A 22,406-nucleotide genomic window follows, 5' to 3' on the forward strand; every position below is an offset into this window, starting at 1 on the left:
GTTGATCAGAACGAGGTGCTGACGGTGCCGAAGAATTCACGCACGGCCCCGCGTTCCATGGACTGATAATCTCCCAGTGCGGGGTTATCGTTCTGGCCCATCATGGAGATATATTTGTTGTTGAACAGGTTATAAACATTGAAGCTGGCTGTGACGTTTTTCAGGACACTCACGTCACCAAAGCGATATTCAAGACCTGCATTGGCCACCCAGTATCCCGCAACAGACGTATCATTCATGAAGCTGTAGTAACGGCGGCCGAAATAGTTCGCATCGAAATGCGCCGTCATGCCTTTCCAAGTATAGGAAAGAGCTGTTTTATACATCCATGCCGGATAGTTGACGATATTCTTGCCTGAAAGCGCGTAATAACCGCCAACCGTATCAACATTCCGGTCATAGGTTCCCTTGTTGTAGCTCAGGGTGTTCGTAAAGTTCAGGCCGGGAATGGGCGTGAGGGTGATGGCCCCGTTTGCGCCTGTCATGGAGATGTGCCCGAAATCAATCACCTGAGAGACCGGGTTGGTCAGGGAGCCGACAGCCGCTGCCAGAAGCTGGTGGATCAGGCTGGCATGGTAGATGGTCGCATTCGCCTGAAGGTATCGGGAAGTATAGCGGTAGCCACCCAGATAAACCCATGCCTTGGAGGGTTCCAGCGTCTTTTTCTGGGCCTGGAAGGTGGCCTGATCCTGCACGGAGTAGATGGAGTTGGCCACGCCATAAGCCGAGACTTCATAGGCGCGCATGTTCTCTGCAACGTCCACATAGAACTCGTGGTGGTCGTTGAGGTGCCAGTCCAGATTGATGTGCGGCAGGAACGCCTGAGAGGCGGTCAGGGAGCCGTTGGGCAGGGCGTCAGCGCCCGTCCAGTCGGCATTGTTATAGTTCGCGCCACCGGCTGTGGTGGCCACCATGGACTTGAAGCCTGCATGAAGCACCAGACCGGGTGTCAGCTGGATGCTGTCCTGCAGGTGAAACTGCATGACATTGGTGGTCCACTGGAAGTTGTAGCCCTCCTGGAAGGCCCTGCCATACACATCAAAGGGACCAACGGCCTTCAGAGCCGGACCTTCGCCCAGAGTGGGCTGCTGGTAGTTGAAAAGGCCTGCCTGCTGGTTGTTGTTTTCATACCAGACACCGCCTTCAATCGTGTGGCGGCCCCACTTATAGCGCAGGCTGGTGTCCAGACCGTAGCGCTCCTGCCGGTTCTGCCAGACTTCTTCAGAGAACGGGGCACCGTTGGGGGAGGGGTCTTCTGAATCCGTATAGCTGTAATACCCGGTCTGGCTGTGGCCATACAACGTGGTGTTCCATGTCAGGCGGTCTGTCAGGGCAAGATCAAAATGCAGGCCGCCCATAAAATTGGTTTCAGCCTGACCGCCGTCATACATGGCGATATCCGTGCCATTGATGCCCGGCACGTTGTTGTAACCCGGCGGAACAGGCAGGGTGCCGTTCGCAATCCCGTAAGCCTGTGCGTAGTTCGGGTATAAATGCGGTGTGCGCCAGCCGAGATTCTGCAGAATGCCGATAGAGGTATCCGGGTAGTTCCACTGTGCCAGGCTGGACCAGTTGAAGAAAGCGGACATGCGGCTGCGGTGGCCAATGGGCTGCACCAGTTTGGCGTCCACCTGCTGCATGAACTGGTCACCCCGGCCCATCCACATGCCTTCATCCGTGCGGGCGTAAGAGGTGTAGAAGCGTGTGCCGGTATCGTTCAGCTTGCCGGAATCCAGCCGCACATAGGTGCGATAGGAATTATAACTGCCGAAGGACTGGCTGATCTTGCCGCCACGTTTTTCGGAAGGATCGGATGAGCCGATCTGAATGGTGCCCCCCAGTGTGTTGGTGGAGGGGAGTTCAACAGACCCGGCGCCCTGAGACATGCGCACAGACTGGATATCATCCGGAATAATGGAGGAGGCCAGGCTCATCCCGCTGACAGACTGGTAGGTCTGGTCATTCAGGGGCACGCCATCCACCGTTACGCCAAGCTGGTTCATGAAAAACCCGCGGACGTAGAGATTGGCGCCAAAACTGTCGATGCCGAACGGGTCCGTGGAGGAGAAGCTGACACCCGGCAGGCGGTCCAGCATTTTATACGGGCTGGTGCCCGGCACATACTGGCGCATGACGGCTTTGGAAATCGCCTGCTCGGCATCACGCCCTGTGAGCTGCCGTGCCGTGACAGACACGCTCTCCGTATCGCGCGATTCCAGATCAGCCGGTTTGCTGTGGTGCCTTACCGGCGGTTGGACCTTCTCTTTCGGAGCAGCCTGGAGTGCCGGCTTGCGTGAGGCAACCGGCTGGGCATGCCGCGGCGTATGCCTGTGCGGAGCAGTGGTTGCGGCGGCCAGAGCAGGGCGTTCCATGGCGAACAGCGCGATTGAGGACAAAAGCAGGTTTTTGGTGCGCACTGCGGTCAGCACTCCGAAGGACAAAAGCGGATGGATGAGAAGCGGTGTCTTAACCGTTCACCCTCCAGATATGCAAAGCCTTCAAGAAGGAGTGTGATGTTTCTGTTACATTTTCAGGTGGTTTTTACGCATGACTGTTGCGCAAAAGGCGCGATTTGCAACGAATACCCGGTAAGGCGCGCCCTATGCATGTAAAAGCCGGGTTCCCTTCCTGCCAGATCAGGCGGGAAGGGACTATATTTCATGCGTAAAAGACAGGTTTCAGAGAATAGGGCCGCGTATTTCCTGCTGGCCGCTTCTTTTCAGGAGAGCAAATGCCAGAAGATAAATCATCAGCCCACCGGTGGAGAGCAGCGCGCTGCCAATTCCGATCGCACCATACCCAAACTGGTGCGCCAGCAGCACACTGCCGAGGGAGGCTCCCAGCGCGTTGGCAATATTGAATGCGGAGTGGTTGAGAGAGGCCGCAAGGGTCTGGGCATCTCCCGCGAAATCCATCAGGCGTGTCTGAAGCGCCGGGCCGAGAGCATTTACAAAAGTCGGGATCAGGAAGACATCCAGCATCAGGCCGGCCGGGCTGTGCAACACGGCGGAAAATGCCAGCATGACCGCAGTGCTTCCCGCCAGAGCCAGAATAACGGCCAGATTGATGTTCCGGTCCACCAGCCATGCCCCGGCATTGGCCCCCACCAGCATGCCTGCTCCCCAGATGACCATATAGATCATGGTCTGCCATTCCGGCACGTGCGTGATGTTCTGCAGAACGCTGGTGAGATAGGTGTAGATGGCGAACATGCCGCCAAAGCCGATGGCCGCCGTCAGGAGCGTCAGCAGGACCTGCGCGTTGCCCAGGGCTGTAATTTCCTTGAGAGGCGAGTTTGAGCGGTTGGGTTTATCGGCCGGAATGTAACGCCAGACCCCCAGAAAGGTCAGAATGCCCAGCAGCCCGATAATCAGATAGGCAATGCGCCAGCCAAAATGGTCTGCCGCGAAGGTGGAGAACGGGGCGCCGATAAAGGTGGAAATGGCAATGCCGGACAGCACCCGCCCTACGGCCCAGCCCCTGCGCGCACGTTCCACCATGGAGGCGGCGACAAGTGCCGAGATGCCAAACAGCGCACCATGCGGCAGGCCGGTCATGAAACGTGCCACGACAACCAGCCCCGGTGAGGGCATGAGAACACTCAGAAAATTGCCGAAGCAGAACATCAGCAGCAGGACAAGCAGAAGCTCCCGCCGGGAAAGCCGCGCCCCCAGAATGGTAATGAGAGGAGCCCCGATCACCACGCCCATGGCATAGGCGGTAATGGCATACCCGGCATCGGCCAGAGAGAGATTGAGGGAGTGAGCAAATTCCGGGAGCATGCCCATGATGGCAAACTCACCCGTTCCGACCACAAATGTGCCGAATGTCAGGGTCAGGAGGGCAATGGTTCTTCCATGCGGTGGCGGAACCACGGTCATACCGCCTTCGGGCAGCACAGTTTCTGTTGTCATGCAGGGTCTCGGCTAAAAGGCGTTCAGGTCACTTTTGGTGCGCGGTCTCAGCGGCGGTTACCATGGTGGCAGAAGCGTTCACGGCAGAAAAATCTTTTTCCTCAGGAACACGCGCAGAGTGGCTTTGCCGGTCAATACGGGAATGGAGGGCCGGAGGGAAAGTTTATTTGTGTTCCGCCTTCGGGTTTCTGTGTGGTTGGCCTTGGTCTGTGAGGCATCAGTATATGGCATGTGCGGTGGAACGTTGCTATTGCGGCATGAAGAAGGATTTTTCTGGAGGATTAAGAGCGTGGTTCCAAAATATAAGCTGGCATACAGTCTGGCAGCTCTGACACTGGCCAGCGTGCTGGCTGGCGGCACGGCGCTGGCGGCTTCCGGTTCAGGCGTGGGGGCGCAGAAGCAATCAGCTTCCGTGGCGGGGAACGCTGCGTTTGCGGCCCTTCTGGATGAGGAGTGGCAGTATCAGCTTCGGAACGCGCCCGAGCTTGCCACAACCATTGGGGATTACCGGTACAATAAACTCTGGACCGATTATTCTCCCGAACAGATCGCGCGAGATAAGGTGACCACAGCATGGTTCCTCAAGCGTTTTGAAGCGGTTGATCCCGCAGCACTGAATGAGCAGGAGCAGATCAGCCGCGCGATGATGATCCGCCAGCTTCAGGACAAGCTGGAAGGGATCAGACTCAAAACCTATGAAATGCCGATTGATCAGGTGCAGGGTGTGCAGCTGATGCTGCCCGGCTTTGTCTCGTCCATTCCGTTTGATACGGCTGCGCAGTATCAGGATTATCTGGACCGGCTGCATGCCCTGCCTGCGGTGCTGGCACAGCTGAAAGCGCTGGCGCAGCAGGGCATGAAGGATGGGCTGGTGCCGCCGCGCTATCTGCTTAAAAAAGTGGTTACGCAGTTGCAGCAGGTTGCGGAACCGGCCGGGATCAGGAATGTTTTCGGCCAGCCGGTGGAACACTTTCCCAAAGGGATTTCGCACGCGCAGCAGGTGCGGCTGCGGCAGGAAATCCTGAAGGCGGTGGATACGGAAGTTCGTCCGGCGTTTGTGCAGTTCGCGCAGTTTGTGAAAACAGACTATGCCCCGCATGGCCGCGTGCATGAAGGTGTGTGGTCCCTGCCAAACGGAGATGCCCTCTACCGGTATGATATCCGGGCGCAGACAACCAGCTCCATGACCCCGGAAGAGATTCATCAGCTTGGCCTGAAGCAGGTCAGTCTGATTGAAGGGCAGATGACGGAGATTGCGCACAAGCTGGGTTTTGCAGATCTGGCAGCCCTGCGTGCTTCTGTAGAGCATGACCCGAAGCTCTACGCCACGTCCCGGGAGCAGATTCTGGAGAAATATCGTGCAGATATCGCCCAGATGTGGCCGGCATTGCCGCGTATCTTCAACAAAATTCCCAAGACAAAGCTGGAAGTACGGTCTGTCGAGGCATACCGCGAGACCGATGCACCCGGCGCGGAGTATCATCAGGGCACACCGGATGGTTCTCGTCCGGGTATTGTGTTCGTCAATACGGGTGATTATGCGAAACGTGACCTGTATACGATTGAAGATACAGCCTATCACGAAGGCGTGCCGGGCCACCATTTCCAGATTTCTCTGGCGCAGGACATGCCCTTGCCAGCGTTCCGCCAGCAGGGTGCGTATAATTCCTACGTGGAAGGATGGGCGCTGTATGCGGAAGGTCTGGGGAAAGAACTGGGGTTTTATCAGGATCTCTACAGCGATTATGGTCGCCTGAATGGGGCCTTGCTGCGGGCGGACCGTCTGGTTCTGGATACCGGCGTGCATTACAAGCACTGGACACGCCAGCAGATGAGCGATTTCTTCCACGCGCATCCGCCCACCAGTGAGCCGGACATGCAGGCGGAAACAGACCGGTATGTTGCCTGGCCGGGGCAGGCGCTGGGCTACATGCTGGGCCAGCAGACCATTCTGAAGCTCCGCGAACAGGCGAAAACCGAACTTGGCAGCAAGTTTGATATCAAGGCGTTTCATGATGTCATTCTGGGCAATGGCGCCATGCCGCTGGACCTGATGTCTGATCTGGTTCAGCGCTGGATTGCCAAAGTCAAGGCATCCTGAGCAGGGCCATACTGCCTTCTGGCTTCGATTTTCTGGTCCGGCACGGGGTTATATCCTGCCGGGGCAGAAAAAATTTTCTGGCCTCGCCCCCTTCTGCTCCCTAGATTGCGCGCATGGTTGACATGCCTCTTTCTGTCCCGAGTGTTCTCACGTTTCCCCACCAGCAGGCATCACAGTGCTGGTCTGCGGGGAGGGCTGGCTGAGATGTCTCTGGAAGATCTTGCCGGAACGCTGGAGCGTTCGGGCGATTATCGTGTGCTCCGCCGCCTGCGCCCTCAGTGGCTGGAGGCTCTGCCGGAAGGCCGCAGGGTGCGGCTTGGCTTGTTTGTAGACCTTGAAACCACGGGGCTTGATGCCAGCGTGGATGAAATTATTGAAATCGGTATGGTGCCGTTTGCCTTCACGCTGGACGGCGCGATGCTGGGTGTGCTGCCCGCGTTCAGCCGCCTGCGGGAGCCTTCCGTTCCGGTGCCTCCGCGCGTGACGGAACTGACCGGCCTGACGCAGGAAATGCTGGCCGGGCACAGTATTACACCAGAGGAGGTGGCGGCTTTCGCCGCGGAGGCTTCTCTGGTGATTGCGCATAATGCGGCATTTGATCGCCCGTTTATTGAAGCATTCTGTACGGCTTTTGCGGAAAAGCCATGGGCGTGCTCCATGGCGGACGTCCCTTGGGCGGATGCGGGATTTGAAAGCCGGAAACTTGGCTATCTTGCCACGCAGGCCGGGTTCTTTTTTGATGGACACCGCGCTACGGATGATTGTCTGGCAAGCCTGGCCCTGCTGGGGTGCGGCGGCTTTCCGGAAGGGCGCACAGCTCTTGCCTGCCTTCTTGAGCGTGCCCGTTCGGTGTGGGTGCGTATCTGGGCCACACAAGCCCCGTTTGAAAGCAAGGATGTGCTGAAGGCTCGTGGGTATCGCTGGAATGACGGGATGGATGGGCGGCCAAAAGCCTGGTTTATCGACGTTCCTCCGGAAAAACAGGCGGAAGAAGAAGCATTCCTGCGTGAAGAGATCTACCGGCGTGATGTGGCCCTGACTGTCAGCGCCCTGAAGGCGACAGACCGGTTTACAAGCCGGGTTTAGGAGCGCTGTGCTGAGAGTTTTTTTTGGTTTCGCGGCGCTGGTGTGCCTTTCTCCGGGCGCCATGGCCGAAACCTGTCCGAACCTGTTTGCACATGGTGTTCCGCCTGCGGTTTTGTCTGATACCGCGCGAAGCGGAACGGTTATGCTGTGTAATGATCAATACGCCGTGCTGGCTTCCGAGCAGACGCGCGGACCGTTGTGGTCCGCTGAGGATCTGACGGAAGAAAATCTGGAAATAGCGGATACGATGCAGCGGCATGGCAGCTTTCAGCCGGACACGCGTCTGCCCGCCACAATGCAGGCGCTCTCCACCGATTATGCCCGCTCTCATTATGACCGTGGACACATGACACCCAGCGGGGATGCCGCCGGGAATGCGGCGCAGGTGCAGAGTTTTCTGCTCTCAAACATTGTGCCGCAAACGCCGGAACTGAACCGTGGCCCGTGGGAAGGGGTGGAAAGTGCCGTGCGCGGATGGGCGCGGGCTGAAGGGGAGATTTTTGTGGTGACCGGGCCGGGGTATGACCCGGATCAGTTCCAGTTCAGAACCATAGGCCCCCGGCATATTCCCGTCCCGACCGTGACATGGAAAGCGGTGTATGACCCGGCAGCCAATGGCACGGGGGCTTATGTCTGCCTGAACACGGCACAGCCATCCTGCCGGATCACCAGTGTGGCCATGCTGATCAGGCTGGTGAATATTGATCCGTTTCCAGCACTTCCAGCCTCCCTGAAAGACCATGTGGCAGGCATGCCGCCTATTCGGGAAAGCCCGTATGCGCTGGCCAGGCAGGGCAACCGGACGCAGAAACTGCTCAAGGAGTGGGGCACCAAGGCGGCCCGGAAAGCCTTGAAGGCTCTGCTGAACTCTCTGGTGCCGTAAAGCCCGCCTTTTCGGGCTTGCGCGTAGGCTGCGCGTTAACGGTCGATGTGGCCCAGGTCCTGATGTGGGGAGATGATGTCCCGCACTCTCTGTTTCAGCTCTTTCGGGCCGGGAAAACCGCCGTCCTGCTTGCGTTCCCAGATCACGTGATCGTCCACACGGATTTCAAACCGTCCTCCGGTATCGGGTGCGAGTGTCACGCCGCCCACGGTTTCACCAAAGGTGGACAGCAGCTCCTGCGCCATCCATGCAGCGCGTAAAAGCCAGTTGCATTGCGTGCAGTAATGGATGGTGATGCAGGGTTTTGCGTGTGTCATGCGCCTGTCGTCCAATCCTGTTATTCAATGTCTGTCAGGCTCTGTTGCATAATTCAGTCTATCGGCGAGACGAATCCGTTATAGAGTTTTCCGTTACGCGACTGCACGAGTGAGAGGGATTCCGAGTGCTGTGAACCTGTTAAGGATAGCAACACGGATATGAACTTCGGTGATCTGGCGGTCGAAATCGCGCGCTGTCAGACGCTGCCCCAGCAGTTTGATACAGTGCATCTTTGTCTCGACGCGGCTTCGTCGATGATAACCGCTCCACCGTCTCCAAATAGCCCGTCCGAGATGCCTGCAGGTCCGCAGAGTTTCGTTTCGGGCGATAGCTCCTGCCGATGTGGGACGCCATGGCCTTGCGTTTTTTCGAGGAGGTATGACTGCCTGGGCACCGCGGCTGGCAATGGTTTCATGGGATATCCTCGTGTCATAGGCGCCATCAGCCGTGACGCTGGCGATGTCTTCTTCATCGGGGATCTGCTCCAGAAGCACCGGCAGAACCGGAGCATCACCGATCTCGTTTCCCGTCATTTCCACGGCCCTGATTTCCATAGAGCCTTCATCGATCCCGATATGGAGTTTGCGCCAGATCCTGTGCTTTGACGCCCCGTGTTTGCGGGTGTGCCATTCACCTTCTCCTTCGACCTTGATCCCGGTGCTGTCGATCAGAAGGTGCAGCGGGCCGTCTGAGCCGCGATACGGGATATCGACCCTCAGGGATTTCTGCCGACGGCTCAGCGTGCTGAAATCCGGCACAGACCACGCAAATCCGACCAGGCGCAGAAGACTTTCAACAAAACCTGTCGTCTGTCGCAGCGCAAAACCGAAGAGAACCTTCAGCGTCAGACAGGTCTGGATCGCAGCATCGCTGTAACCCGGCTGACGGCCACGGCGTCCCGTCGGAAGACCCTCCCAAGTCATCGACGGGTCAAACCACACCGTCAGAGACCCACGCTTCTTCAGCGCTGCGTTGTAGGAGGACCAGTTCGTCGTTCGGTAGCGCGTGGGTTTTGGCTTGCTCATCATACCCAGCTAACAGACTGAACTCAAACAGGGAATCCTTGGTCGGTATTGCGCAACAAAGCCTGTCTGTCACCCAAGATGCTGGCGACGGACCGGGGAGTTGCCGCCAGAGAAGGGGCATCGTGCCATGGGTGGAAGCCCTGTTCCAGAGGGAGGAAAGGGGCGTTTTGGGAGGTGTGGTGAAGAGTGTTGCAGGGGGTATTTCCGTCTTGTGACGAAATTCTGAAAGAATAAAAATGTCATAAACTCATGTATAAATTTATAGAATATTGCAGAATTCGTTATTAATCCATTTTATTTCGTTATTATTTCCTGTTATGATTGCTGCTTCAGAAAGAACTTTATACCGGTAATGCTCACTTTATTGTGGAGCATAAAATGCAGCGTAAACTTGCAGCAGAACTGTTTGGAACCTTCTGGCTTGTGCTGGGCGGGTGCGGCAGTGCCGTGCTTGCGGCAGGCTTTCCTGTGACGGGGATTGGCTTTGTCGGCGTGGCTCTCGCGTTCGGCCTGACGGTGCTGACCATGGCGTTTGCCGTAGGGGGCATTTCCGGCGGCCATTTCAATCCGGCTGTTTCGCTGGGGCTGGCTGTTGCCGGGCGTTTTTCATGGCGGGATCTGGTGCCATACTGGGTGGCGCAGGTGGTTGGGGGCACTCTGGCCGCAGCGGTGCTGTATGGTATCGCTTCAGGTGCGCCTGATTTTGTTGCAGGCGGGTTTGCCGCGAATGGCTATGGAGATCGTTCTCCGGGGCATTACGGACTTGCCGCTGCCGCAGTGTGTGAAGTGGTGATGACAGCATTTTTCCTGCTGATCATTCTCGGGGCAACATCTGCTGAAGCTCCTGCCGGTTTTGCGCCTATTGCCATCGGGCTGGGGCTCACCATTATTCATCTGGTGTCTATCCCGGTTACGAATACGTCGGTTAATCCGGCGCGCTCCACCGCTGTTGCGTTTTTCGCGCAGACGAATGCTCTGGGCCAGTTGTGGCTGTTCTGGGCCGCACCGCTGCTGGGCGGCGTGATTGGCGGCGTGCTGTGGAAGTTCTTTTTTGCAGCCCGCGGCGAGGCAGCGGAATAATCCGCGCCTCAACCGGTCAGGAAAACGCCAGACTTCAGTCTGGCGTTTTCAGAATTTCCTCAGCGGCAGCATTGAGAATACGGATGATGCGCTGAAGTTCTTCCGGCGGGCAGCCGCGCTTGCGCATCATGGCGTGTTTGAGCGCGTGGCGGGCCTGATGCAGGGCATCGGCGGCTTTAGGGTCCATGGCATCATCCACCCCGGCGAAGGCTTCCCGCACTTCGCTCATGCGGCTGCCAATCCGGGCCAGTATTTCCAGAATACGGTCCGCCTGTTCGCGGTTTTTTTCCAGAAAGGCCTGCCCTTCGTCAGTCAGGCTGTAGAGCTTGCGGTTGCCTTCCTGCGTGACGGAGGCGTGGCCAATTTCCTCCAGATAGGTCAGGGCAGGGTAGACCATGCCGGGGCTGGGTGTGTAAAAGCCGCCGGATTTTTCTTCCAGCAGACGAATGAGTTCATAGCCGTGCGCTGGCTGTTCAGCCAGCAGGGCGAGCAGAACAAGCTGGAGCTCCTCCGAGCTGAGTTTGCGCCCTTTGGGGAAATCTCTTCCACCAGGGCCACGGCCGAAGCCATCCCCAAACCCACGACCAAAGCCCCGGCCTGAGCCGTGGCGTCCGGCATGAGGGCCAGCCGCATGGAAAGAGTGATGGGAGAAGAAGTGGTTTGTATGTGTGTTCATCATATCTTACGATATATATGTTTTAAGATATGTTTCAAGAGCTATTTTCAAACTGTTGAGCGCGACGCATCTCTCCTCTGGGGGGAAGGCGCTTGATCTGCTCCCGGCTCTCCCGCATCATAAGAAAATGCGCAGTTTATCTAGCTTTTACCAAGCCGGTTTCGCGTGGGTGGGCCTTGTGGGCTGCCTGCTTGCTTCTCCCGCATGTGCGGCCGGGGAGGGGCCGGTTCAGCCCTCTGAAGCGGAACTGAAAGCAGTGCACCGCCAGATTGCCGCCATCCGGAACCCGCAGGACCGGGCAGCGGTGCAGCAACAGAGTCTGGTCTGGCAGATGACAACATTTCTCTGCCAGAGCGCGGCCCGTAAACCGCTGGAGCGGCTGGGGGCCGGGTCTCGCTTCTTTTTGCAGGATGGCAAGCCAGATAGTCAGGTTCTGGTCAGCCCGGCGCTTCTTCAGGGGCGGGGGCAGTTCCGGCAGGCCGGAAGCGCTATAAACTGGACACCCTTCCAGTGGTCGTGCCATCTCGATCCGGCAACGGGATTTGTAGAAAAATTCGAGGCAACGCCGCTCGTCGGAGCAGTTTCAAACAGGCAGGTTTCCGCCTGCCAGCCGGGCCAGCTTGCCATGGCGCTGGATGACAGGAACGGGGCGTTTAATGGCATGTCCCACTCCGGCACGGCGCTGACCCTGCGGAACACCAGCCCTGAAGCCTGCGCCATGCCGCCCGTGCTGTCTCTCCGGTTTGAAGATGCCGCGGGGCATGCGCTGCCGGTCGCACGCCGTGCGTATGCTGCGGCCCGCAGGCCCGGCCCGCATGGGCCATTGCCCCGCCAGCAGAGTGTGCCGGTGATACTCCCCGCCGGAGCCGTGCGTGAGGCAACCCTGCGCTGGGTTTCAGGCGATGTGTATGATGACAGCCATAATTGCGTGCGTCCTTCCTGGCTTGTGCTGAAGGCCGGGGAAGGAGACCTCCGCACGGCATTTCACGGTCAGTTCTGCGCTCCGGCCCGGTCGGCTCTGGTTTTTGACCAGAGCGCGCTGGGGGCGCATACGGATGCGCAGTGAGCCTCCTGGAGGCCAGATCAGGCGAGGTATGCAGTGTTTCTGCGGCAACTGACTTATTTGATCGCGCTGGACCGGTACCGCCATTTCTCCCGCGCCGCCGAGAGCTGTGGTGTTTCCCAGCCCGCATTATCCGCCGGGGTCAGGCAGCTTGAAAACGAACTGGGGATTACCATCATCCAGCGGAACCGGCGCTTTTACGGCCTGACGGAAGAGGGCAAGCGGGTGCTGCTGTGGGCGCGCCAGACACTGGCGGCTCTGGATGGCCTGAAGCAGGAAGCAGCCTTTGCGCAGGATATTGCCGGGGGCTCGCTTTCCATTGGCGTCATGCCGCCCGCCATACAGATTGTGCCCCTGCTGCTGGAAACATTCCGGAGTGTTGTTCCTGCCCTGCATGTTGAGGTGAAGGTGTATTCCAGCGCGGAGATCCTGCGCCTGCTGCGGGAGCATCACCTGCAACTGGGCATCATGTATCTGGACCAGTTGCCAGAAGAAGGCGGGTTTGACGCGCAGATACTCTACCCGGAACAGCATGTGCTGGCGGCGGCGGCCTCTGTCCCGCTGCCTGCGGGGCGGTACTGCTCCTGGGCGGATATTGCCGCCCTGCCTCTCTGCCTGCTCAGCCGGAACATGCGGAGCCGCCAGCTGGTGGATGCCGGGTTCAGGGAGGCTGATGTCACCCCGACCGTGATGTTGGAAACAGATGCGCTGGAGCTTCTGCATGCGGAGCTGCTGGGCGGCCGCCTTGCCAGTATTCTGCCTGTTGCGGCGTTGCCGGAGCGGATTGGCCCTTCCGGCCTTCAGATCCGGCGGATCAATGGCTGTGCCTCACCGGATGTCGGGCTGGTGCGGATGACCCAGCCGAACAGCAGCATGCTGCTGACCCGGTTATGGGATGTGGCAAAAACGTTCAACGTGGCGGATATCTACACCGTCTGAGCCACCACGTAGCCGTTCATAAACAAAACTTATCAACTCATCATAACAAACGTCTGGACGAAAGACGCCGGTTTTTCGCATTGTCCCGCCTCGTACGGGAGAGTGGCCATGCGGCGGGATACGATGATAACAGGTCAAGGCATGGCGGGGCCTGATGGGGGCATGCTGGCCAGACTATTTTTCGGCGGGCCACGCGCCTCACTGCGAAGCAGGTTGAGCTGGCTGCTTGAACCCTCCTTCATGGATGTGGTCTTCGCTGTCCGCTCCTCTCTGGCGGCCATCCTTTCCCTGCTGATTGCCATGGCCATGGAGCTGGACAGCCCGCAATGGGCACCGCTGACCGTCTGGGTTGTGGCGCAATCCTCCCGAGGGGAAAGTCTGGCCAAGGCCCGCTGGCGTATTGCCGGGACAGTGTTGGGCTGCTGCGTTGGCGTGGCGCTGATTGCCGCCTTTCCACAGGCATCGGCGCTGTTTTTCTGCTGCCTTGCGGTCTGGATTGGCCTGTGCTGCGGCGGGGCGACCTTTCTGGAAAGTTACCGCGCGTACGGGCTGGTGCTCACAGGCTTTACCTCGGCCATTGTGGCAACCGGGGCCATTGCCGAGCCAGATCATGTTTTTGATATCGCCATGGCGCGCGGCACCTACATTATTCTTGGGGTGGTGTGTGAGGCGCTCCTTGCAGTGCTGTTTATGCCAACCTTGCAGGCGCAGGCGCGTAAACGCCTGCTCGACCGGCTGCACAGCGCCTTTCAGACTGTCCAGCGGGTGGTGGTTGATCTGGCCCGCACGGATGAGCAGGCACAGGCACAGGCTCTGGCGCAAGCGCTGGCAGAACTGATGGCCGCGAACGCCCGCATTGAGTTCGATGCTTTGGAAATGGGGCCGAGCACCCGTGCGGGGGACCATGCGCACGCAACCTTTGCCGCCCTGCTCATGGTGCTGGCGCGCGCACGGGGTCTTGCTCTGGTGGCGCGGAAAAAGGGGGCGGTGCAGGCAGAGGGGGGCATGCTCCCGGAAGGGGCTTCAGAGGCTCTCCGGGCGGACTATGAGAGCGCCCGCCAGCATATTCAGGCCTGCGAGCGGCCGCAGCGCGGGGACCGCTTCCGTTTCAGGATGACCTCCCGCCGCCATGCTCTGGAAGCACTGGAAAACGGCATTCGCGCCTGTGCCGGTATTCTGGCCGGGTGGCTGCTGTGGGAAGTCACGGGCTGGCCCGCAGGGGCCGCCTTCATTTCCTTTGTTGCGCTGGTATATGGCCTGCTGGCCACGCGGGAAAACCCGGTTCCGGCCTCCACGCCGTTTCTGAAAGGGGCCATGTGGAGCGTTGCGGTGGCGGCGGTGTATGTTTTTCTCGTCCTGCCTGCGGTTACAGCGCCAGAAGTGCTTATTGTTGTGCTGCTGGTGGCCATGACTGTCGGCGGTCTGGCCGCGCGCAAGCCGGAAACCGCAGGTTATGCCTTTTCCTTCAACATGTTCCTGCCGGTGCTGATCGGCCCCGGAAATCAGGGGCGGCTGGCGGAAGATGCCTTTTTCAATAACGCGATGGCATTTCTTGCCGCGGTTATGTTCATGAGCTGGACTTACCGCGTGATGCTGCCTTTCCGCGTGGACTCTCACATGCGGCGCACCACCCTGTGGGTTGAGCAGCGGCTGAAGGCGCTGGCTGCACCGGGCAACCGGGTGACGGGGCATCAGTGGCTTTCGGAAACGGCCTCCAGCCTTGTGCGTATCCTGCGCAATGCACAGGGCGTTCCGCAGCCCATGAAGCTGGCGTACATGCAGTATCAGCTTCAGGCCATGAGCATGGGCATGCATATCGTCTTTCTGCGGGAGGTGGCGAAAAGCCCGGCGCTGCCCCTGAATGCCCGACGGGGTATCCGTGTTTTTCTGCGCAAATGGATGCAAAGCGGGATGGAGGCAACGGCGTGGGCCGGGATGACGGAAGCGTGGCTGCTGCGCTACAGCCGGGGGATGCCGTCTGATGTGGCGGAGAGGCTTCAGAACGCTGCGGGCAGCCTGCGTGTTCTGGCGGCGGAGAAAGCGGAGGGCGCTTCTCCTGATCCCGCATAACGGCAGGTGTCCCGCTGTTCATGGGGCGTTTGCAAAAGGCGGAGGGCGGGGTGTAGCCTTCAGGCTGAAAGACTTTCCATCAGACGTGGAGACCCCTTGTGATCATGCGGAAATCAGGCAGAAAAGGTCTGCTGTTCAAGATTCTGGCCGGGCTGGAAGTCGCGTTTGTTGTATGTGAGGTGGCTATTGGTGCCGGTGGCCTGGTGCATTCTGCCAGAGCAGACACGATGAGCATCCCGCTTGATCCGGCACATCGGGTAACAAAAATCAGCAGAACCTACAGCTGTGCAGGCTCACAGGCGCTTCTGCGCAGGTTGGGGGCGCCTTCAGTAACGGTCACGTATCTCAACGCCGGGGCGGTCAGTCTGGCCGTGATGCGTGTGGAAGGGGAGACACAGGTGTTTTCCAACGTGATTTCCGGCTCCGGCGCACGGTATACGGCCAATCGTTTCCAGTGGTGGGACAAAGGCGATATGGCCTATTTCTCGGAAGTTGGTGTGGAGGATGAACATCCCCTGATCTGTCAGGCCATAGCGAAGCCTGCTGCCCGAAGGGCTCATTAAAAGCGCGGAACCGTACAGGTTGGCGACATCCGAAACCCGGTAGATGCCGGGGGCAGGCGGTACACGATCTCTCATGAAAAAACCCGGCCCCTTGCGAGAAGGGAAGCCGGGTCTTTCAGGGGCGTTATTTTACAAATAGCAGGATGTGCGGGCTTATTTCAGAAAGCCGACAATTTTTTCGGCTTCAGAAACAATCGGCTCCGCAATAGCCTGAGCCCGCTGTGCGCCAGAACGCAGGACAGCAGCCAGATGCGTTTCATCCTGCATCAGGCGTGTGGTTTCCTGCGCGATCGGGGCAATTACTGAGACGACAACATCCGTCAGCGCCTTTTTGAACGGCCCAAAGCCTTCACCCTGATGGCGCGCCAGAACCTCTTCAACGCTCAGATCAGCCAGAGCCGCGTAAATGGTCACCAGATTTCTGGCTTCCGGGCGCTCTGCCAGCCCGGCCGGTTCAGACGGCAGGACATCCGTATCTGTTTTGGCGCGGCGGAGCTTCAGGGCGATGGTATCGGCATCATCCGTCAGTTCAATGCGGCTCTGGGCGGAGGGATCGGATTTGGACATTTTCTTGGTGCCATCGCGCAGGCTCATCACCCGGGCGGCGGCTGGCGGGATAAGTGCTTCAACCTGAGGGAAGAAATCCAACCCATAATCATGGTTGAACTTCTGGGCGATATCATTCGCCAGTTCCAGATGCTGCTTCTGGTCTTCCCCCACAGGGACACGGGTGGCCTTGTAAGCCAGAATATCAGCAGCCATCAGGCTGGGGTACACATACAGGCCCGCTGAGTGGTTTTCCCGGTCTTTCCCGACCTTGTCCTTGAACTGCGTCATGCGGTTCAGCCAGCCCAGACGGGTCACGCAGTTGAAAATCCAGGCCAGCCGCGCATGGGCGGAAACAGCGGACTGGTTGAACAGGATATGCCTGTCTGTATCAATGCCTGCGGCCAGCAGAATGGCGGCCTGTGTCAGCGTCTGGCTGCGCAGTTTTTCCGGGTCCTGCCACACGGTAATGGCGTGCATGTCCACAAGGCAGAAAACGCATTCATGGTCAGCCTGCAGACTCACCCAGTTGCGGATGGCGCCAAGATAATTGCCAAGCTGCGGAATGCCGGAGGGCTGAATGCCGGAAAAAATACGTTGCATAGGTTTCTCGGTGCCTGTGTGGAAAAAAGGAAGGATCAGGGAATGGGGTGGTCATGGTCCAGCGCTTCCCGTTCCGAGGCGACCATGCCAGCGGATTTTCGGGTGGCACGGGCGGCGGCAATTTCTGCCGCGGTGATCTGTGGAGCGGGGCTGGTCTGCCCGCGAGACGCGAGCCATGTCAGGATTTGCGCCACCTGCTCATCCTGCAGATAGCGGAAGGGCGGCATTTCCGCATTATAAGGCATGCCACTGGCCTTGATCGGGCCGCTGACACCGTTCATCAGCACATCGGCCAGATATCTGCGGCCTGCGGGTGTGCTGGCAATACGGTCAATCCGCCCGACAAGTGGGGGCACGGAACCGGGCATGCCATCCCCACCATGGTGGCAGATGCCGCAATTTGTCCCATACAGGCCAGCGCCACTTTTTGGCGTGCAGCCAGCAAGGAAAACAGTTGCCGCACTTGCGGCAAGAAGAGCAGGGGGCAGCCGTTTGAAAAACGTCATGATAACGCGGGCCCCACATGTGCGGGGCGTGGGACGCACTCTTGCATATCGAGGCTTCCTAAACATGTCCAACCCCGCACGTGCGGGGTTGGTTCTGGCAGTTCCCGGGCCTAGCGCGCGTGCGTTACGCCCAGAAGCTGGATACGGAAGATAAGCGGGCTATTGGAGGGAATAACCCCCATGGCCTTGTGCCCATATCCGAGTTCAGGCGGCACGTAGAGCATCCACGTATCGCCCACCCGCATCATGGGCAGGGCTTCCATCCAGCCTTTGACAAGCCCTTCCAGCGGCATTTGCATATAAGCGCCATCGCCATGCTGTTCGGAGCTGTCAAAAATGGATCCATCCGGCAGACGGCCTTCATAGATCAGCATCATGACATCACCCGGACGGGGCTGTTCGCCATCTTTCGGGCCAGACTGGAGAACCTTGTAGGCCAGCCCGTCCTTCAGCACCGTAACACCGGGCTGGCTGCGCAGCTTGTCCAGCTGCTGCATGGGTGTCAGCTCGGGTTCTTCCTGCTTGTGTGAACCGCAGGCCGTAAGGGAGACGGCCATGCTGGCCGCAAGCAGAGTGGGGATGAGGGGGAAACGACGGGTCATGGTCCTCTCGGCAATCTGAAAAAGAATGGCAGGATCCTGAAAACTCAGAGCGTACCGCCGTTGCGGCCAATCTGTGCTCCCAGTCTCAGTCGCAGCGCATTCAGTTTGATGAAGCCCTGTGCGTCTTCCTGATTATACGCACCTTCATCATCCTCAAACGTCACGACACGGGTATCATACAGACTATTGGGGCTTTCGCGACCAACGCAGATGACATTACCCTTATAAAGCTTCAAACGCACGCGGCCTGTCACGGAATGCTGGGAGGCATCAATCAGGGCCTGAAGCATGCGGCGCTCGGGGGAGAACCACAGGCCATTGTAGATAATGGCCGCATAGCGCGGCATCAGGCTGTCCTTCAGGTGCATGGCTTCACGGTCCAGCGTGATGGACTCAATGCTGCGGTGCGCCGTCAGCAGGATGGTGCCGCCGGGTGTTTCATAAATGCCGCGGGATTTCATGCCCACAAAGCGGTTTTCCACCAGATCCAGGCGGCCGATGCCGTTGGCCTTGCCGAGTTCGTTCAGGCGCGTGAGCAGGGTGGCCGGAGACATGGCAACACCATTGATGGCTACCGGGTCACCACTCACGAAATCGATGGTGATTTCTGTTGCCACATCCGGGGCGGCTTCGGGCGAAATGGTGCGCTGGAACACGATTTCATCCGGGCCGATGGCCGGGTCTTCCAGCAGCTTGCCTTCAGAAGAGGAGTGCAGAAGGTTGGCATCGACCGAGAACGGTGCTTCCCCACGCTTGTCACGGGCGATGGGGATCTGGTTTTCCTCAGCAAAGGAAAGCAGGCGGGTGCGGGATGTAAGATCCCACTCACGCCACGGTGCGATAATCGTGATGTCAGGCTGAAGGGCGTAATAGGCCAGTTCAAAACGAACCTGGTCATTCCCCTTGCCGGTAGCGCCGTGGGCCACGGCATCCGCCCCGACCTGCCGGGCGATTTCAATCTGGCGCTGGGCGATCAGCGGACGGGCGATGGAGGTGCCCAGCAGATACTGGCCTTCATACAGCGTATTGGCCCGGAACATCGGGAACACGAAATCCTTGACGAAGGTTTCGCGCAGATCTTCAACAAAGATATCCTTCACGCCAAACATTTCGGCTTTCTTGCGGGCCGGTTCCAGCTCTTCACCCTGGCCAAGGTCCGCCGTGAAGGTAACAACCTCACACCCGTAAGTCTTCTGCAGCCAGCGCAGGATGACGGAGGTATCCAGGCCGCCGGAATAGGCCAGCACAACCTTTTTGACATCTTTTCTGGCGGCAGTAGCGGCCATGAGGCAAGTCTCCTGAAATTTGCAAAAAATAAATTAAAGTCCGATCAGTCTCCTAGCATCAGCCGGGGGCGGGAGCCAGAGGCTCAGCCCCGGAAGAGCCGGGTCTGATACAGAAAAATCAGCTCTGGGATGCGCGAACGCGTTCACTTTCGGTTTTAAGCTGGCCACAGGCGGCCAGAATATCCCGGCCGCGGGGGGTGCGGATGGGGGAGGCAAAGCCTGCCGCCATCACGATATCCGCAAACTTGTTCTGCTGTTCCCGCGTGGAGGGGCGATAGGCGCTGCCCGGCCACGGGTTGAAGGGAATGAGGTTGACCTTGGCAGGAATGCCCGAGATCAGCCGGACGAGTTCCCGTGCATCGGCCTCACTGTCATTCACGCCACGCAGCATGATGTATTCAAACGTAATGCGGCGGGCATTGCTGGCGGCAGGATACCGGCGGCAGGCGGCCAGAACTTCTTCAATGGGGTATTTGCGGTTGAGCGGCACAATCTCGTCACGCAGGTCGTTCCGCACGGCGTGCAGGGAAACCGCGAGGTTGATGCCCAACTCATCCCCGCAGCGATCCATGAGAGGCACGACACCGGAGGTGGAAAGCGTGATGCGGCGGCGGGAGAGGCCAATGCCTTCACCATCCATGATAATGCGCATCGCCTTGGCAATGTTCTCATAGTTATAGAGCGGCTCGCCCATGCCCATCAGCACGATGGTGGAGAGCAGGCGGGGTGTATCACCCTTGGGGCTGGGCCACTCATTGTAGGAATCCCGCGCGGCCATGAACTGGCCGACAATTTCCGCAGCCCCGAGGTTACGCACCAGCTTCTGGGTGCCGGTGTGGCAGAACGTGCAGGAGAGCGTGCAGCCCACCTGTGAGGAGATGCACACAGCCCCACGGTCTTCCCTGCGGTCCGGGATATAGACGGTTTCAGCCTCCTGTCCGTCGCGGAAGCGGAAGAGAAACTTGCGTGTCTCGTCCGAGGACGTCTGCACCATGGCTGCATCCGGCCGACCGACAACAAACCGTTCCGCCAGCTTCTGCTGAAGCGGTTTGGCGATGCTGCTCATCTGCATGAAGTCGGTCACGCCCTGATGATAGATCCAGTGCCAGAGCTGCTTGGTGCGGAAAGGCTTCTCACCAATTTCGAGCAGGATTTCGGTAATTTCTTCCCGCGTCAGCCCTACCAGATCGCGCCGACCATCCGGCAGGGTGGCCGGGGGCGGGCTGAACAGGGCGGATTTTGCCAGAATGCGGGCCCGTTCATCAGCATTGAGAGAGGCCGAAGCCTCTGCATCGTGTGATGATGTGGGAAGAACAGAAGTACCTGAAGACATGAACGGAGCCATTACCGGGAGAGGGAAAGAGGCCCTTATAACAGAGAAGGGCCCGGCAGGCACCGGACCCTTTCAAATTATCCTGTCTTTCTGCTGAAACCGCCCATACCCGTCCAGAAGATCTGGCGCGGCCAGCCTGAGGAAAGGCCGTTGCACAGACCCGCAGGGGTGTTTCAGGGGGCGTGAACGGTGCTGGATGCAGCCGGGGTGTTGTGCAGGCTTGTGCGCAGCCAGGGGGCGATACGGGTTTGAGAGGGGTCAATCCCGCCCAGAATCGTGCTGATGGTTTGCGCGGAATACGCATCCGGGCGTGTATCCGGTGAAACCGGAAAGGACGGACGCGGGATATCAAACGTCATGGCAGGCTGTTCCGCTTCCTGCGTGCCGCCCGTCATGCTGGCCTGCTGCAGACCATCGGACTGAATGTTCGCAACCACTGAAAGATGGTCCGCATTCGGGTGCAGGCCGAAATATAGGTAGGCGTATGAGGCGGCGGCAGAGAGCACATCACGCATGGCAATGCGATAGAGGTTGTTGCCATCGGAGGGGAGCGCGCGGGCGTGGAGTGTGGCCGGGTCTGCTGAAATCACCAGCGTCTGGTTCTTCGGGTCATCCTGAAGAATAAGGCCATCCTGTTCATAGTCACGCAGCAGCGCATTACCGGCTTGCGAGATACTGAGCTGCGAGGCAGATGCGCTGGCAGCAGTATAGGGGCGAGGGGCTGCCCATGCACCACCAGTGATGCCGGACAGACTGGTTGCAACACCAAGCATCATGATGACTTTACGCATAAACGAGCGACTTCCTTATAGTTCTGTGGAAAGACTTGAATTGCAGCCAAATATGGCAGAAATTGCGATGAATTTCCACGTTTTCACTTGGGAAGTGTCAGTAAAAAATCTTTTAAGGAGCGTCTTTTACAGGGCGTGGCTCAGGAGCGTTTTGCGGCAATCAGGAATTCCCGATTGCCTTCCGGCCCTGTGATGGGGCTGGGTTCAATGCCCAGCATAGACCAGCCGGGCAGGGTGCTCCACCAGTCATGAATCATCTGGCACACGCTTTCATGCACCAGAGGGTCGCGCACCACGCCTTTGGCGCCAATCTGGTCCCGTCCGGCTTCAAACTGCGGCTTGATCAGGGCCACGGCCCAGGCATCCTCCGCTGCCAGAGCGAGGGCGGCCGGCAGGACAGTCCTCAGCCCGATAAAGCTGGCATCACACACAATAACGGAAGGAGGCTGAGGGATGAGCGTGCTGTCCAGATGCCGGGCATTGCACTTTTCCATCACTGTCACGCGTGAGTCAGAGCGCAGCTTCCATGCCAGTTGCCCATGCCCGACATCCACCGCATAGACGTGCTCTGCACCGTTTGTCAGCAGAACATCCGTAAAGCCGCCGGTGGAGGCTCCGACGTCCAGACATATCCGGCCCTGCGGGGAGAGGTCAAAATAGGTGAGGGCATGCGCCAGCTTGCATCCCCCACGGGAAACCCACGGGTGCTCCTGCCCACGCACGTCAAGGGGCGCGTCCTCGGCAAGCTGGTCTCCTGCCTTGGCAACGCGTTTTTCCCCTGTGAACACAAGCCCCGCCATGATCAGGGCCTGTGCTTTTGTCCTGCTTTCAACCAGCCCCCGGTCAACAAGCATCTGGTCAACACGGCGGCGTGCCATCAGATCAGGCCGTCTGCTCCGTCAGCGTCACACCCAGCGCGCTGAGAGCGGTTTTGACGATGTGGGGGGCGGTGAGTTCTGCCTGCTCGTACTGGGCTTCCTGGGTGTTATGATCGATGAAGATATCGGGCAGGGTCATGGGG

General features: G+C 58.8%; 20 protein-coding genes. 8 read left to right on the top strand and 12 right to left on the bottom strand.

Annotated features, from left to right (window positions below):
- Nucleotides 1-5: 5 nt before the first annotated feature.
- Together GOB82_RS11135 and GOB82_RS11140 are read right to left on the bottom strand one after the other, a co-directional pair.
- Nucleotides 6-2,417 carry a TonB-dependent receptor domain-containing protein gene (locus GOB82_RS11135; RefSeq protein WP_166123076.1) on the bottom strand — a complete coding sequence of 804 codons (2,412 nt, stop codon included), beginning with the start codon at nucleotides 2,415-2,417 and terminating at the stop codon, nucleotides 6-8.
- A gap of 261 nt (nucleotides 2,418-2,678) precedes the next feature.
- Nucleotides 2,679-3,914, bottom strand: coding sequence for an MFS transporter (locus GOB82_RS11140; RefSeq protein WP_166123078.1), 1,236 nt, complete (start codon nucleotides 3,912-3,914; stop codon nucleotides 2,679-2,681).
- Nucleotides 3,915-4,203: 289 nt separating this feature from the next.
- Between GOB82_RS11140 and GOB82_RS11145 the strand changes: the two genes are divergently transcribed.
- From GOB82_RS11145 to GOB82_RS11155, 3 genes are all read left to right on the top strand, one after another.
- Complete coding sequence (locus GOB82_RS11145) at nucleotides 4,204-6,015, top strand: DUF885 domain-containing protein (RefSeq protein ID WP_265794486.1); 1,812 nt, start codon at nucleotides 4,204-4,206, stop codon at nucleotides 6,013-6,015.
- Nucleotides 6,016-6,219: 204 nt separating this feature from the next.
- Entirely contained in the window at nucleotides 6,220-7,101 is an 882-nt protein-coding gene (locus GOB82_RS11150) for a 3'-5' exonuclease (RefSeq protein WP_166123082.1), read from the top strand.
- 7 nt (nucleotides 7,102-7,108) lie between these two features.
- Entirely contained in the window at nucleotides 7,109-7,984 is an 876-nt protein-coding gene (locus GOB82_RS11155; protein WP_265794485.1) for a DNA/RNA non-specific endonuclease, read from the top strand.
- A 35-nt stretch (nucleotides 7,985-8,019) separates the two neighbouring features.
- Here GOB82_RS11155 and GOB82_RS11160 read toward each other — a convergent pair whose 3' ends face one another.
- Together GOB82_RS11160 and GOB82_RS11165 are read right to left on the bottom strand one after the other, a co-directional pair.
- Nucleotides 8,020-8,301: a SelT/SelW/SelH family protein gene (locus GOB82_RS11160; protein ID WP_166123084.1), complete on the bottom strand. Its 282-nt coding sequence runs from the start codon at nucleotides 8,299-8,301 to the stop codon at nucleotides 8,020-8,022.
- A 93-nt stretch (nucleotides 8,302-8,394) separates the two neighbouring features.
- On the bottom strand, nucleotides 8,395-9,327 hold the full coding sequence (locus tag GOB82_RS11165; RefSeq protein WP_166123111.1) for an IS5 family transposase: 933 nt from the start codon (nucleotides 9,325-9,327) through the stop codon (nucleotides 8,395-8,397).
- Nucleotides 9,328-9,705: 378 nt separating this feature from the next.
- Between GOB82_RS11165 and aqpZ the strand changes: the two genes are divergently transcribed.
- Nucleotides 9,706-10,407, top strand: a complete 702-nt coding sequence (gene aqpZ, locus GOB82_RS11170; RefSeq protein ID WP_166123086.1) for an aquaporin Z — start codon at nucleotides 9,706-9,708, stop codon at nucleotides 10,405-10,407.
- A 34-nt stretch (nucleotides 10,408-10,441) separates the two neighbouring features.
- On the opposite strand, the gene GOB82_RS11175 is transcribed toward aqpZ, so the two are convergent.
- The gene (locus tag GOB82_RS11175) at nucleotides 10,442-11,086 is read right to left on the bottom strand and encodes a PadR family transcriptional regulator (protein WP_242007368.1); all 645 of its coding nucleotides are present in this window, start codon (nucleotides 11,084-11,086) and stop codon (nucleotides 10,442-10,444) included.
- Between the two features lie 124 nt (nucleotides 11,087-11,210).
- Here GOB82_RS11175 and GOB82_RS11180 point away from each other — a divergent pair, with 124 nt between their 5' ends.
- The 4 genes from GOB82_RS11180 to GOB82_RS11195 all read left to right on the top strand — a co-directional run bounded on the left by GOB82_RS11180 (nucleotide 11,211) and on the right by GOB82_RS11195 (nucleotide 15,718).
- Complete coding sequence (locus GOB82_RS11180) at nucleotides 11,211-12,149, top strand: DUF4232 domain-containing protein (protein ID WP_166123088.1); 939 nt, start codon at nucleotides 11,211-11,213, stop codon at nucleotides 12,147-12,149.
- A 33-nt stretch (nucleotides 12,150-12,182) separates the two neighbouring features.
- The gene (locus GOB82_RS11185) at nucleotides 12,183-13,085 is read left to right on the top strand and encodes a LysR substrate-binding domain-containing protein (RefSeq protein ID WP_166123089.1); all 903 of its coding nucleotides are present in this window, start codon (nucleotides 12,183-12,185) and stop codon (nucleotides 13,083-13,085) included.
- A gap of 162 nt (nucleotides 13,086-13,247) precedes the next feature.
- Nucleotides 13,248-15,155, top strand: coding sequence for an FUSC family protein (locus GOB82_RS11190; RefSeq protein ID WP_377791900.1), 1,908 nt, complete (start codon nucleotides 13,248-13,250; stop codon nucleotides 15,153-15,155).
- Nucleotides 15,156-15,259: 104 nt separating this feature from the next.
- Entirely contained in the window at nucleotides 15,260-15,718 is a 459-nt protein-coding gene (locus GOB82_RS11195) for an MliC family protein (protein ID WP_242007370.1), read from the top strand.
- A gap of 153 nt (nucleotides 15,719-15,871) precedes the next feature.
- On the opposite strand, the gene trpS is transcribed toward GOB82_RS11195, so the two are convergent.
- The 7 genes from trpS to GOB82_RS11230 all read right to left on the bottom strand — a co-directional run bounded on the left by trpS (nucleotide 15,872) and on the right by GOB82_RS11230 (nucleotide 22,263).
- Nucleotides 15,872-16,867, bottom strand: a complete 996-nt coding sequence (trpS, locus tag GOB82_RS11200) for a tryptophan--tRNA ligase (RefSeq protein ID WP_166123093.1) — start codon at nucleotides 16,865-16,867, stop codon at nucleotides 15,872-15,874.
- A 35-nt stretch (nucleotides 16,868-16,902) separates the two neighbouring features.
- On the bottom strand, nucleotides 16,903-17,373 hold the full coding sequence (locus GOB82_RS11205; protein ID WP_166123095.1) for a c-type cytochrome: 471 nt from the start codon (nucleotides 17,371-17,373) through the stop codon (nucleotides 16,903-16,905).
- A 110-nt stretch (nucleotides 17,374-17,483) separates the two neighbouring features.
- Complete coding sequence (locus tag GOB82_RS11210; protein ID WP_166123097.1) at nucleotides 17,484-17,975, bottom strand: FKBP-type peptidyl-prolyl cis-trans isomerase; 492 nt, start codon at nucleotides 17,973-17,975, stop codon at nucleotides 17,484-17,486.
- A 44-nt stretch (nucleotides 17,976-18,019) separates the two neighbouring features.
- Nucleotides 18,020-19,261, bottom strand: a complete 1,242-nt coding sequence (locus GOB82_RS11215) for an argininosuccinate synthase (RefSeq protein ID WP_166123099.1) — start codon at nucleotides 19,259-19,261, stop codon at nucleotides 18,020-18,022.
- Between the two features lie 118 nt (nucleotides 19,262-19,379).
- Nucleotides 19,380-20,594, bottom strand: a complete 1,215-nt coding sequence (gene rlmN / locus GOB82_RS11220) for a 23S rRNA (adenine(2503)-C(2))-methyltransferase RlmN (RefSeq protein ID WP_166123101.1) — start codon at nucleotides 20,592-20,594, stop codon at nucleotides 19,380-19,382.
- A gap of 173 nt (nucleotides 20,595-20,767) precedes the next feature.
- The gene (locus tag GOB82_RS11225) at nucleotides 20,768-21,385 is read right to left on the bottom strand and encodes a hypothetical protein (RefSeq protein ID WP_166123103.1); all 618 of its coding nucleotides are present in this window, start codon (nucleotides 21,383-21,385) and stop codon (nucleotides 20,768-20,770) included.
- 140 nt (nucleotides 21,386-21,525) lie between these two features.
- The gene (locus tag GOB82_RS11230; RefSeq protein ID WP_166123105.1) at nucleotides 21,526-22,263 is read right to left on the bottom strand and encodes a TlyA family RNA methyltransferase; all 738 of its coding nucleotides are present in this window, start codon (nucleotides 22,261-22,263) and stop codon (nucleotides 21,526-21,528) included.
- Nucleotides 22,264-22,406: the final 143 nt, after the last annotated feature.

This window comes from Acetobacter farinalis, from assembly GCF_011516935.1.
Taxonomy (GTDB): Bacteria; Pseudomonadota; Alphaproteobacteria; order Acetobacterales; family Acetobacteraceae; genus Acetobacter; species Acetobacter farinalis.